The sequence below is a fragment of the Pantoea sp. USHLN256 genome (assembly GCF_037149875.1).
Lineage (GTDB): Bacteria > Pseudomonadota > Gammaproteobacteria > Enterobacterales > Enterobacteriaceae > Pantoea > Pantoea nemavictus.
This window is the reverse complement of the sequence record NZ_JBBCQO010000015.1, coordinates 1-12,821: the sequence shown is the minus strand read 5'-3', so window position 1 is coordinate 12,821 and position 12,821 is coordinate 1. Positions and strand designations below refer to the sequence as shown.

General features: G+C 48.7%; 13 protein-coding genes. 7 read left to right on the top strand and 6 right to left on the bottom strand.

The genetic code is table 11. The features are described 5' to 3' along the window. Window positions 1-365: 365 nt before the first annotated feature. Window positions 366-551, top strand: coding sequence for a hypothetical protein (locus WFL93_RS22290; RefSeq protein ID WP_049852726.1), 186 nt, complete (start codon window positions 366-368; stop codon window positions 549-551). A gap of 2,258 nt (window positions 552-2,809) precedes the next feature. Here WFL93_RS22290 and WFL93_RS22285 read toward each other — a convergent pair. Together WFL93_RS22285 and WFL93_RS22280 are read right to left on the bottom strand one after the other, a co-directional pair. Beyond that, entirely contained in the window at window positions 2,810-3,307 is a 498-nt protein-coding gene (locus WFL93_RS22285) for a hypothetical protein (protein WP_312464625.1), read from the bottom strand. Continuing rightward, the gene (locus tag WFL93_RS22280; protein ID WP_312464626.1) at window positions 3,308-3,865 is read right to left on the bottom strand and encodes a hypothetical protein; all 558 of its coding nucleotides are present in this window, start codon (window positions 3,863-3,865) and stop codon (window positions 3,308-3,310) included. 1,232 nt (window positions 3,866-5,097) lie between these two features. Here WFL93_RS22280 and WFL93_RS22275 point away from each other — a divergent pair. Together WFL93_RS22275 and WFL93_RS22270 are read left to right on the top strand one after the other, a co-directional pair. After that, on the top strand, window positions 5,098-5,319 hold the full coding sequence (locus WFL93_RS22275; protein ID WP_049852721.1) for a hypothetical protein: 222 nt from the start codon (window positions 5,098-5,100) through the stop codon (window positions 5,317-5,319). Window positions 5,320-5,815: 496 nt separating this feature from the next. Beyond that, window positions 5,816-6,040: a DUF2767 family protein gene (locus WFL93_RS22270; RefSeq protein WP_336779060.1), complete on the top strand. Its 225-nt coding sequence runs from the start codon at window positions 5,816-5,818 to the stop codon at window positions 6,038-6,040. Window positions 6,041-6,712: 672 nt separating this feature from the next. On the opposite strand, the gene WFL93_RS22265 is transcribed toward WFL93_RS22270, so the two are convergent. Beyond that, a complete protein-coding gene (locus WFL93_RS22265; protein WP_312464628.1) occupies window positions 6,713-6,898 on the bottom strand; it encodes a general stress protein in 186 nt (61 codons plus the stop codon). Between the two features lie 397 nt (window positions 6,899-7,295). Between WFL93_RS22265 and WFL93_RS22260 the strand changes: the two genes are divergently transcribed. From WFL93_RS22260 to WFL93_RS22250, 3 genes are all read left to right on the top strand, one after another. Beyond that, a complete protein-coding gene (locus WFL93_RS22260; protein ID WP_312464629.1) occupies window positions 7,296-7,898 on the top strand; it encodes a DUF2913 family protein in 603 nt (200 codons plus the stop codon). A 1,123-nt stretch (window positions 7,899-9,021) separates the two neighbouring features. Then, the gene (locus tag WFL93_RS22255; RefSeq protein ID WP_442955905.1) at window positions 9,022-9,342 is read left to right on the top strand and encodes an ASCH domain-containing protein; all 321 of its coding nucleotides are present in this window, start codon (window positions 9,022-9,024) and stop codon (window positions 9,340-9,342) included. Window positions 9,343-9,606: 264 nt separating this feature from the next. Then, window positions 9,607-10,224: a TetR/AcrR family transcriptional regulator gene (locus WFL93_RS22250; RefSeq protein WP_049852805.1), complete on the top strand. Its 618-nt coding sequence runs from the start codon at window positions 9,607-9,609 to the stop codon at window positions 10,222-10,224. A gap of 321 nt (window positions 10,225-10,545) precedes the next feature. Here WFL93_RS22250 and WFL93_RS22245 read toward each other — a convergent pair whose 3' ends face one another. The 3 genes from WFL93_RS22245 to WFL93_RS22235 form a co-directional block, all read right to left on the bottom strand. Continuing rightward, window positions 10,546-10,848, bottom strand: a complete 303-nt coding sequence (locus tag WFL93_RS22245) for a hypothetical protein (RefSeq protein WP_336779059.1) — start codon at window positions 10,846-10,848, stop codon at window positions 10,546-10,548. Window positions 10,849-10,926: 78 nt separating this feature from the next. Beyond that, a complete protein-coding gene (locus tag WFL93_RS22240) occupies window positions 10,927-11,217 on the bottom strand; it encodes a hypothetical protein (RefSeq protein WP_312464633.1) in 291 nt (96 codons plus the stop codon). 81 nt (window positions 11,218-11,298) lie between these two features. Beyond that, window positions 11,299-11,775, bottom strand: coding sequence for a hypothetical protein (locus WFL93_RS22235; RefSeq protein ID WP_312464634.1), 477 nt, complete (start codon window positions 11,773-11,775; stop codon window positions 11,299-11,301). A gap of 121 nt (window positions 11,776-11,896) precedes the next feature. Here WFL93_RS22235 and WFL93_RS22230 point away from each other — a divergent pair, with 121 nt between their 5' ends. After that, window positions 11,897-12,565: a DUF3313 domain-containing protein gene (locus tag WFL93_RS22230; RefSeq protein WP_336779058.1), complete on the top strand. Its 669-nt coding sequence runs from the start codon at window positions 11,897-11,899 to the stop codon at window positions 12,563-12,565. Window positions 12,566-12,821: the final 256 nt, after the last annotated feature.

Sequence of the window (12,821 nt, the reverse complement as noted above, 5' to 3'; positions counted from 1 at the left end):
GCCGGGGGTAATAATCCTCAATGCAGTTCCCGCGGATTATATGTGTCCGAGAGTGCAAAGCATATCCTGTGAGTACTGCGTGAGGTGCTTAAAGTGGATATTCTGGCAAACGAGCTCAGAACCGGGTTTGCGAGTTCGATCTCGAATGTGAGTTCATCTGGAAGCATTCGTCTTTTGCGGCGGTCCGTTCGGCGGTACTCTGGCGCAGAGTAAGGGGGGCGGAGCCTGCCCGTGCGGTGCAGAAGATATAACTTAGCCCTTCACGAACCGCGACTTATGGGCGTGACGAGCGAGGTAAAGGAGAACGCTGTGCAGAACTTAGTGGCTCGGTCAGCGTCGCAGTCAGACTAGCTGAAGGAGATAAGATGATGAGAAAAGGCGCCACGCCTTATCGTGAATCCTTAATTCGCCTGGTGGCGCTGCGGCTGCGCTACCGGCGCGCATGCCGTAATCCATCGGCTGGCGTAACAGATCTTGCCGCGCTATTGTCGGAGGTGGAGGATGCGGAACGCGATGTTGAACGCTATGAACAGAAATACGCGCCCGGATGAATCCGCCGCCGCCGATGTGCGGGTAAGGTTTTGCCTATTGCTTAGAATAACTTAAGGCGCCGGGCTGTAAGCATCTGAGCGCCAAATGAACGCGATCCTGCGGGGCCTGAACGGGCTATTGCTTGACAGTTAAGCGCGGATCGGTCGCCATAAATAGTGCACCTGTATACATAGGCAATTTATTGCTTAAGTGAGCAGCATTTGGGCCTGTACAGGCCCTTTTTTTGGAGCCCTTTAAAGTGCACAAGTCAGGATGCTTGCAAAAGGCTGTCACGCATTCTGCCGGAGGTGGGACATACGTGTGAAGCAGGGAATGAGCACAACAGTGTTGAAGTGTGGCTTATATAACAAAATTACAGACGGGAGCAGGATTTTTCAGGGTTGTAGATCAAATTGAGCGTGAAGATGATGGGTGCAACATTGTAGTTGACAATAGTCACTTTTGTGGCGGTAACGGTCCCTGATATTTGCCCCTGTAAGGCTTCATAAAGCAATTGCTTCTTCGCCTGCCGTGTATCTTAACGAGAGCAATCGTCCGATGGGCTATAGCTTCACCTTGCCCTGAGGCGATAGATTGCCGGTACCCCGAAAGCCACTCGGCTTGGCGTCGTTTTTTTTCTAAGAATGCCCTTAATGTTTTCATCACCGCGCGCGCCGTGATGATGATCGTGAGCCATGTCGTAATTCTATTCGGCGGTATTACCCTGCGGTTACGCTCACGGCATAGTCCTCATCCACGCATCATTATGTGAAGAACCACGCATTTTTCCATTTTGCGCGGCGGTGTTCAGGGGACCTTGGTTCATATTAAGAATGGACCGAAATTGAATACTTTGCCCTTAGTCTGATTGAAGTCGTTGTGCGCTCGCTCGACTATGAAGTAAATGTGAGCAGGGAGGAAGTGATGAAACTGGCCCCGAAACATTTTCGGCTGCTGTCTATTTTAAAGGAAAGAGGCTCCGTCCCGGCATGGGTCAAGCCCATCGTACGCGAGGAACTTGTATCATCTGGGCTCGCTGAATACTTTCACTCTGACGACTGGCTCAGGGAGAAAAATCGTTACCGCCTGACTGAGCAGGGCCATTCTTTAATTGAGAGGTATGATGAAAATGTGCGACAGGATAAATTGAGAGCGTCCTGTCAGGCGACGTTACGTAGGCCTCGGAAGAAGAAACTCAATGGGACTTGACCATGACCGATAGCATACTAAAATGTGCAGAATTCTAATGATTATAATCTTAAAAAACTCCTCATTGCTCCGCCGCGCCAGTCTGCGCGGCTTTTTTTTAGCTTACAAAAATAATTTTAATGAATGCTTTTTTTCTATTCAGTTAAAGTAAGCAGGCTGTTTGAAAGTTAAATGGGTTTATTTTATGGTTTAATTGACGAACCTGACAGTACTACCTCTGGTCACTATTCAAAATACCCAGGGAGTTAATCCTGTCAAGTGGTTATAATGCCCCCCCCTGAAGACCATATACCCTCCGTCATTATCGAAAAATAACGTTTTAAAATAATCTAAAAACAATGGTGTATTTAGCACACAATGTGCCGGAGTCAGCATGAACCGAAATGCCATTGGCCGGAAAGGAAAGCGTCATAGCGCAAGGCCGCCACAAGTTGTTCACGGGAACAATGATACCCGCGGGGGAACCATAAATATACGCAGCAGCAAACGCAATGTCGGTTTATGGCCAGGGAAGACTCATTAATTTTTTGGCCAGTTCTTTATCAACATAAACGCAGCCGGGATAAATTTTGTAATACCTGCAAGGCTCCCGCTTTTATTATAAAAGTTTGACTTCAAACCGCACTCTACCAGACTAAATCATATTCGTTTGTAACTTTTATGCCTGCCGGCCTCACTGCTCCATGAGGCGTTTATACCGGATTACCAATTTTTTGAAATCGGCAACCAGAAAAATTCCTTAGTGGGAACTGACGTTTGGAGAGATTACATTCTTAGCGTTAGAACCTATGCAATGCAACTTAAGGAACAGAACGTCCCGAATGCAAAGTGTGCACTTACCCATTTTCATGATATCCGTAAAGAAGCGATGAACGTTGAACATGCGCTCGGGCCGGGTGCTGCTCTTTTTGTTAATAACAAGCCTGCTAATATTGGCAGGCTGGTTTTATTGCATGTAACAAAGTTACACCTGCTCTTAAGCGATGAACACTCTTCGCGGGTAATACTGGCTGAGTAAAAATGAAGTAATCAGAAAAGGTAATCATGACTGCTCTCCCTGTGTTATTGATTATTTGCATTTTCCCGCATGCCATCTTGCCCACTGCCTGACCCGCGTAGTGGGGAATTTAATCAACTCACCATCAACCCTGAGGCCCTGTAAGCTGAGCACCCCATGTCTGTCATAGAAGAGCTCAAGCATTAAAGTTGGTGTGTGCGCATAAAGTATATTTATATGCCCGCTAAGGGCGTCTCCTGATCGAATCCAGCCTCCTGAACTCTCGTATGCACCATTTCTCACATCCTGGAGCTCTCCTGATGGCGCTTCGAGCGATACAATCAGCGCGGCATCATTGTCGCAGGTTGCCCTTAACCAGTAATTATCCTCTATCGCCTTGACACTACAGACTGCTTCATTGAAATGGCATCGGTCTTCTGCTGAAGCATTAAATAACAGCAACTGAACCAGGAGTAAAACCGTGAACCACACTGGCAGCAGGCGGAGCACTTTACCAGCAACCTGATGCTGCATATAAGGGTGTCCACCGTTCAAGTCGTTAATAAGCATTCAGCGTCCATCGAGCCGCGATATTAACCACTCTGTGAAGTGGCTAAGCGCAAGAAACGGCAGTGAAACAACAAGTGTGATCAGGTGCAAAAAACTTCGCCCGATTATCATCCCCTGTATTAGATTGAAAAGATGAGGTTCCTCAGATTCTGGTTCTGGACTGAAGTTTTCCGTGCACGGGAGCGTTAAGAGCGCATAGTGCGGAACGCTTACAATAACTTTTTTTACCCATCGATAATTTTGAATCAGTGAGGTGACTGTCATACTCTCTGATACACGGGTACCATTCTCAAGTGCTTTGCCAAAACGGAATCCCGCACCTTCGAACAAAAGATCCTGCCTTATGAGATTGGACGGGTCATTCTCGATAAATACAGTCCGGATATGTTCTATCTGCGTGCGATCAGGCAGTGACGTGGCCCAGCATACCAGCTTCATCATGATCCAGGTGCCCATGCCTTGCCCTCGCAGGTGTGGTGTTAGTGACAGGCCTTCAGGAGCAATTTCCAGCTTGCCGGGGCGAAAGAAAGTTCCCGGGCGGTAAACTGCCGAGACCATGCCAGGCTTAAGCAGGTTATATCCCGGTACCATTATGTGCCAACGGATATTAAACGTGACTGCGGAAGGGGTCCATAAGTTCGAATGTCCATGTTCTAGCCATGACTCTACGAGGATGCGGGTTAGATTGGGTTGATCTTTGCCAGGCTCAGTTGAAGTCAACGTGAGTATTTGAGTTTTTATTCGGGAGCACTTAATCATTGTCAGAGTCAGTTTCCTGGTAAAGGTTGGCAAAAGGTAGCACTGATTTTTTTATTATTTATTCCTTAACAAATAGCTTCTTTGGGAACCAACTGCCTCAATATTTTCTGAAAATTAACAAAAATATGTGTCCCTGCAGTTATCCGGTACACATCAGTGTTTCTGTTTCCGCAGATGATCAAGTCAGAATCCTGAATAGCGGGCTTCTGCATTCAACGGCAGGCGTCCCCGATGATGGCAGAAGGGGCAGGGGCAGGGGCAGGGGACTGATCTGGAACTGTACGCCCTGCACCTCGGCGGGCGTGCGATGACCGGGACCTGCAGTTCCTCAGAACCTTTATGCAAGCCCGCGAGAAAGAAAACTTTTTAGAATTGACGCCCGCCAGCTACTGTGACTTTGTACCTTACCAGGTCGTAACGCCGGTGCGTAAAGCGGCCAATTATTCCATCCGCCCGGGCGCGAGGTCTCGGCCATAAGGCCATACCCGATTTACAACCAGGCAGAGAGCGTTACCTTCATGACCTCCGTAGCGTCAGGCAGTTTCTGAAGCAGGATGGTCCTTGCCTGACGGAGTAGCGCGTTATGTCAGCGCTCTGCCCCGACGCTCGATGTCATTCCTGACGCCATAAGCCAGCTCTTCCCCCGCAATTAAGGCCGCCGGTACCTGACCATGTAATGCAGGGCGGCAGTAGAACGGAGTTCATTTTACATATGGACGCTTTCGTAACAGGCATCAGGCGCCTGTCAGCCTTTCTATCGATAATTTTGATGATGGCACAGCGTGGCTTTCGCTTCTTGCGGAGAGAAACGTCGGGTTTTCACCGGTGCGCGTGCCGGTTTATCAGTGAAGAGGAATCGTTTTTTCATTCGATTTATTCAGAGTAAATGCTTTGTCACTGATGCGATATGATCTTGATTTATAGCTTTTTCATCTGAAATTGTCATCTTCCTGAACTATCCTTTATTGGGATTTGTCCTACTTCCGCCTATTTTACTGAAGGAGACATGGAGTGTGAGGGTCACGAGAAGAATGGCATGGATTACGGTTTTTTTATTTTGTCTTATTATTTGGGGGCTTATAGCTACAGGGGTCACCTATGCTACTAACAGCTTTACAGGAAAACCCAGAATCGAACCGGTTGAGAAACCTAAGGTTGTTGATATTGAAAAAATAAAAAAACTCGATCTTAATGACAAGCAGAAAAGGTTCATAGATTCACTTACCGAGCAACCGCAAAAGAAGTCTGATTAAGAAAAAGCTGCTTAGCGGCTTTTTTCCTCTAAAATCTAACTTGCCAACAGTAATCAGAAATTTAATTTAAGGAAAACAGAAAGGTATAACTAACCAACAAACGGACGAGTCTGATTCTGGCAGGGAAAAAATTTGTGCTATAAACATTTTGTGAGTCCCTTACCAAGGGGAAGGGCTCCAGCCAATCTGCATAAGAAATATAACTATCATTATCACGATTGTCATAAAGGCTGGCAGCAATAGGTAACGCATGGCAATCTCCCTTACGATATTCACTGAACGAATGATAATTATGAGCTTAGCTTTTAATAATTAGCAGTCAATCTGTAACGAATCGTCACCATTAAAGCGCAGAATATAAGAGGAGTTTGGGAGGGGAATTCTTCATCCTTTACGGATAAATGAGTATTTAAAGGATTATTTCTGTGGTCAGGTCCGCTAAGTTTTAATCAAATTGTGAATAAACTATTAATGTACTTTTTTAGTTAAATGAATAGTGATCGGGAGGTGGATTTTTAATTCAACGCAATTAGATGAGCTGTATAATGAGATGTGCCGTGTGGCTGGAGATCTTGTTTTCATACTCCATGATCATGGAGAAGAGTCAAAACAAATCGTTATCGCGGATGCATTAAGAGCCGCGTTAGCACAGAAACACCCCGAGCGGCCGGAGATACTCATCAAAGCAATGAAAGCTGCACTGGGTCTGTTGGATAAGTAAAATAATTATCGTCGTTGGCGCAAACGTATAGTTTCTTGGCGTTATGACGGATTGGTGACGGCTTCTTAGGCTTTAAATTTTGATAATTTTTTACTATTTAAAGCTTCAGTGAGCGTAACAAAAGAGCCTGCTAAAAGCAGGCTCAAAGTCATTCAAATGGTAAAATCATCTCGTTAGCAACACGTTTGCTGTGTGTTCCGTCACTATAATAGCAATCTTAGTTAGTCTGGTAACAAATTTTTTGATGATAATCATTTGCTAAGATGATTTGAATTTTTGATGCAAAAAAGCCCCGGCGACGGGGCAGCTGATTACCGCGTCCATCTATGCAGGCTACGGGGTAGATGATTTAATCTTAGTCACACAACACTTTCATGCACTATTAAAGTAGCTCTTACCTGGATACGTTTATAGAGTAAGTTCTGCGATTACCTGAATCATTTTTGCATCACATGGGCCGCTGGTCGGCGTTAGATTGCGGGTTCAGGTCAGGCATCTTAATTATTTTAAGCAGGATCATGAATCATCTACGATGCATAACACCCCAAAAAGATGATTTTTATCAGAGATATATTAGTGATGGGCATTGTTAGTAATGAAATAATACCGGTAAAAATTGACGGTGGTTTATTAAAACATGCCAATCCATGGCGAAAAAAATCCTAAGGCACCTTACTCAGACTTTTTTGGAGGACGTCGACTTATTTGGCCACCTTTCCGACCCGCTTCAATGGCTCTTTCAGGATCATTTTTGAAATTACCACCACTGGCTTTGCCTCCTGCGCTTCCAGCTTCTTTAGCTCGTTCCGGATTGTTAGCAAAATTCCCTGCGCCGCCTCTGTAGCTCTGTTTGTTCATAGGAAGACCTCTTATCAATGTTCCATTAGATTTAAGGACTAGCTAGTCACATCACTAACTGTAGTAGGCCGTTACGGTTATGTCATTCAGGCAAAGACAGGTAAAGCTGTAAAAAAAACAGCTATCAGCAAGCATTAAGAGAAGAAAGCAGAAAATGGTTCGGAGCAATAAATATTCACAAATACCGGGAAAAATCCCGGAACAATTTCTGGGACATCATCAATACATAACTTAAAATCTCTCTGTTTCAATGTCTTCTTATCCTTTTTTTCTGCAGTTATCAGGATAGCAATCGTTTGCTTTAGTGCTGCAGCGGTTCAACCGATCACCATTACTGCTCTACAATGTTGAATAAAGCACGGTTAAATCATGCCGGTTCGGCATCAACAGGAAGAGCATGGATAAAGTTAACTTTAACGTCAGTCATTTTGCCTGGTGTGGACTGATAGCCCTTCATATTGCGCGCCGCGACGGCCTAGTCAACACGCCGGCGCAGGAAAACCTTTTTATATCGCGTTGGCTTGCTACCGCTGAAAAGCAGTGCCGCTTTCCGAAAGAACATGCGAACGACATCCGCTGGCTTCTGAAGGAGAGTCGTGAGAAGGGCCAGCAGGCGGACCTGGCAGGTAAGCTCGATTATCTCTGGCGCTCCGGCAGTGGCGAGCTTCGTGCACAGAATGACTTATTCCGATTGCAGCACGCACTTCAGGCGATGAAGCTCAATGGCTGGCTGTATATGCTGCTGAGCGAGTCTGAGTGGAACGGACGGCGACAGCTGCAACTAAGTACGTCCGTGCCCGGTATTTATATTAATCGCAGGGTGCTGGATAACGGCTTCAGTGAATGGGGACAGCAGATACGCCCTCTGCCTGTACGCATAACAGGAGAGTTGAGTGTGATTGATACGCTGCTCCTGCGCTCAGGCTGGCGGCGAGAACCGGTAGTTGGGCCGGACCCGCTACTGTACCAGCTTATTTCGGAAAATCTCAACGCCGCGTAACAAAAATCTGAACGCATAATCCAGGAGCAGCATCCTGGTTTTCCTCTCCAAGAGAAGCATTATCGGTAGGTAGTTATGCTTTTTAAGATGGAATACATATACCAACACCCCATCTCAATAGATGCCTGCGTCGCTTACGCCATCGCGACAAAGCTCAGCGACGTCGCCAGGGAATCACTAATATCGTGTTTTGTTCCTAAAGCACCCGACAGTTGGCAGATGCGGGAGATTCTCAATTCTGAGAAAAAAGAGGGCCAGGACGGCCCTTAAGAATTTCGGCATTGCAAACGTTCATCTAAATGGTGGCAGACTGTGGAGCAGTCGCTTTTTTGTTATCGGACTCAGATAGATAAACCTTTAGCTTTTTCTTATGTATAAATATTATGTGAATAATAAAAATTAAAATTCAGGATTTTCAGGTGCTAACAGCACGTAGTTCTGCGTGGTTTTTTTCACTCACCTTGCATCAAATCCCATCATGCTCCTAATAGCTGAAAGGTCAGTTACTCATTTCTTGCCCACATAACAAGTGTATATCTGTCCCGCAACCCTGTGGATAAAGGTGGTTCTTCCTTACTACGGCAGGGGTTCAGGGGGTTTGTATGTTTTTTAATCAACCATAGCCCGGGCCGTGTTTAATTTGGATGCGCGGTTTTACAGCTCAACCAGAGAGTTAACGTGCGTTTCAATCAGCGGGCTTGTCATCCTGATTGTCATCAAACACAACTGCTTGTATGTTGAAGAGAAAAAGCGAGGCGTAGGAGCAGGAAAGTCGCTTATAGAAGTTATCCGGGACGAAGCTACTGAAAAATCATGGGCGAAAGTTTACTGGATCACACGTGAATCCAATCCAGCTCGAGCGCTCTACGATCGGTTGGCTGTTCTGGAGGATTTTGTCCGCTACACCATCAAGGTATGAAGTGGGCGTAAGCGATTCGCAACAGCGCTTTTATGTTAAAAGCATGACGCATGTCAGGTACCAGGAAAAAAGATACCGGCTGCGCTTATGTGCCCGCTGAGAAGGCCGATAACGGTAGTGTGCCTCACCAGGGGTATACACTGATACTGCTGCTGTATGTGCTGAAGGCTCCCACTGCGGGGAGCCTTTTTTTCGCCGGAGGTAATGTCATTGCAGAATCTTGAGATCGTGCCACGTCTGCTGCCGGACGTTCGCGCAGGCAGGAAACTTCATACCATCCGCTGGCGGGAGCGCGAAATTGTGCCGGGCCCGATGCTTTACGTAAACGTGCGGGATGCCTCCGACACGGTCATGGTGTGGGTCACGCGCGTTGAAAGGATGCCGCTTTCTGACGTCGCTGCCAAACTTGGGAAAAGCACGGATTGGCCGGATGCCGAACTGCTGGAAAAGATGCGTGAGCACTACCCGCGCATAGAGATGGATTCCGAGGTCGTGGTCATCCACCATTTACCGCCTGAGGCGTAAGTTGGTGGCAGGGTTGTTAGTTTATTGTGGCAGAACCTACCTGTCGCCATAATTTGACGTCCGCCTATCGCGGTGAGCTCAAAGCGGACGTTGCCACGCGCGCATGTCGGCTCTGGGCCAGAAGCAGACGTTTGTAAGTCTGCATTCCATTAACTATGAGGCAGCTGTTCAAAGTCAGCAATTTGGATGCTGAAACTAAAAATGCGCGCCTTTAATGAACCGTGTGGTTCTGTTAATATTGGCTTGTTTACAGGGAGAAACCACATGCGAACACTGACTGAAAAGAAACGAACTGACATCCTGAATGCTGCAACGAAAGTCTTTCTCGAGCAGGGGTACGAACGAGCCTCAATGGAAGGAGTGGCCAGAACGGCAGAGTGCTCCAAGGCCACGCTCTATAACTACTTCAGTTCCAAGGAAAGCCTTCTTGACGCCGTCGTCAGGGCCTACGGCACCAACTTTCTGACGCGTGCTGCGGACGATCTTTACAGTCAGGACAGCCGTCATCTCCCCCTGCCTGAGAGGCTGCAGCGATTTGGTGAAGGCATGCTGGGCGCCATGACGTCGGACTGGAAGGGACTTCAGCTCTACCGCATGGTCATCGGCGAGGCGGGGCATTCCGGCATTGGTGATATTTTCTACGAGTCCGGCGTCCGGGAAAGCATGAACGCCCTGTCGGCGCTGATGGAGCAGCATATTGAAGCTGGTGACCTGCAGCCTGCACGCCCCGACCTGCGTGCGAAACAGTTTTCTGCGCTGGTGAAGGCCGAAGCGGACGAGCTCTTTCTCCGGCACGATATGCCGGTTTACACCCGTGGGGATATCGTCGCTATGGTGCAAAGTGCCGTAGAGGTTTTCATGGCTGGCGCGTCACCGCGTTGACAGAGCGACCTCCGCCCTTAAGATTCAGCATATTCGCTTGACTGTTTTTAATTCATATATAAACTGATACGTACAGTTTATATATGAGCGAGGTGCGTTAATGCTTAATCGTTTTTTAGTGGTGGCCGCTGTTGCCGTGGGTTCGTTTGTGCTGAGCGGCTGCGTTTCTTTATTCTGAGGATCTGACATGCGTTTTGTTTACAGTCTCGTGACCGGTATGGCCGTGCTGATGCTTTCCGGGTGTCTTACCATCGGCAGCCACATCTGAATCTCTCCAGCCCGCCCTCCGGCGGGCCTTTCACCCACTCCGCCTGAGCGAAGTCAGAATGACGCCCCTGTCAGCACGAGGACAATAAGGACGCTGATGGCCAGAGCCACCAGGGTCTCAGCAATAAGCAGCGTCATCAGCGAGTTCTGGCGAACACCCCAGGCACCTTCGGCATATTTCCGTTCGCGGCGGGCCTTAACGCGCCGGATGTGGACGACTTGAGCAATGTTACTGATGACGCGCCACCACATAATCATGACGGTTATGACCAGGGTGCCAAATAAAATCAGGATGCTTATCATGCTCCAGTCCATCCAGGAGACATTCCCGTTAATCTCTGACAGTTTCTCAATCACGTTGAGGCCCTCTTTTAAATTCCCGTTTTAGCGCTATGGCTTACGCTTCCGTATAAACTGATCCCGCCAAAGCTGTTCTCACCAGAGAGTGACGTTGTGGAGCGCCCGCAGAAGCAGCGCACACAGCGCGTCAGTGACAAGGCATTCCGCCACGAGGACTACCTGCAGCGGTTCTGATGAGGTCCCCCACACCCTGACGGCATAGTACCTGGCCCGTCGCTTCCCGAGCCGGCGCAGGCGGTACATCTCCCTGAGGTTGCCGGCGGTTCTCAGCAGGGCGTACGTCAGGGCGGTCAGCATGAAGCCATACACAATCCACTGACGCGGCGGCGTATTTCCCAGCGACTCCGCTACCAGCCAGCCTTCCATCAGGCAAATCCGGCATCAGACGCGCTCAGAATCCAGCCGGCAATAAAGACAAGCGCCAGAATGGCCTGAGCAGTAATACCTTCATACCCGTGCCTCCGTCCCATACCGGCTCAGAAAATCAGTTGTTCTTCGCCGGACCTCTTTGCGCAGCAGCACTTTATCCTGCTGAACACCGGCCATAACGCTCCGTAACTCCCAGGTCAGCATCAGGTAGGCGTGTGCCATTTCGCCGGAGGGCCGACAGCGCAACTCTCCGCGGAGCATTGCCGTATCAATGACGCTCCGGACATAGTCAGCCGCCGGCGTAAAAGCCTCCCAGCGGCGCTGGCTTCCGGCTTCACCGCATTTCTGCAGCGTCAGCATCATTCTTATCAGCCTCCGCCGGACCGGAAAGCCGGAATAGCGGAGCGGCAGACTCCAGGTAAAAACAGCACTTTCTGTTTTCCCCTGGTTTACGAATGCGGGCGCGTCTTCCCTCTGTGCCCGGGAAATCACCTGCTGAGGACAGGTCTCGTTTGTGAAGCCTGTCGCTGGAAATCCCGGGTAAATGGAAAACATGCCACGCTCCTGAGCTGAAATTTACGGACACGAACTGAAACATTTTCTTGACAGGGTCATGATAATCCATAATAACTACACCGTACAGTTCATTATATAAAAAGTAACCGGAGAAATATTCATGGCCCGTCTTTTCAGAAACCTGTCCCGCGCGCTGATCCTGACCGCCGTCGTTGCCACCGCGGGATGTTCATCCACCTCCCCGGTAAAATATTCCGGCATTGAAACCACATCCCGGATGACCCCCAATACGACTGATGACAGCGACCGCATCCCTTTCCGCTACACCACTCCGGTTGACTGGAGTAAATACCGGAGCATTATCATCGACCCCGTCGAAATCTACGGCGGCAGCGACGCGCAGTTTAACGACCTGCCTCAGGAGGACAGGCGCAATCTGGCAGACTACATGCAGAAGAAGTTTACCGAAGTGCTGGCGAAGAAGTTTACTGTTAATACCCATGCCGGAAGAGCCCCTTGCCTCCGTCTTAAGCTGACGCTCACCGGAGCGGACACCACGCCTCAGGTTGTGGGCACCTTCACAAAATTCGACCTCGCCGGCGGACCTTATAACATCGTTCAGTCAGTGCGCGGCGGCCGCGGCCTGATGAGCGGGTACGTTAACTATGCCGTGGAGGTAAATGATGCCGCGACCGGCGAGCTGCTGCTGGCCTACGTGGCGGAGCAGTATCCTAACGCCATGAACGTGGGTGCAACGTTTGGCTCAATGAGCGCGGCAGAGACCGGAGTGGACAAAGGCGCAGAGCAGCTGCTGGAAAAACTGCGTTAAGGCGATGATAAGAACATCACGGCCTGTGAGCAGAGGGCCCTGCCAGTGTTTCTATCGCTGCACTGGCAGGATATGGATTAAGCCATTATTCACAACAGCTATCCTCTCGCCAAAAGGGGTGTGGTGAATTATCAATGTCCGCTCCTCGCTCATAGCGGACCTTATTTCCGCGTCCGCTTCGTGCCATCAACGGACGTTTCTAATATCTGTATGTAATAATCTAAGGAGAGCAGATCTATCTGCATATTCATGCATG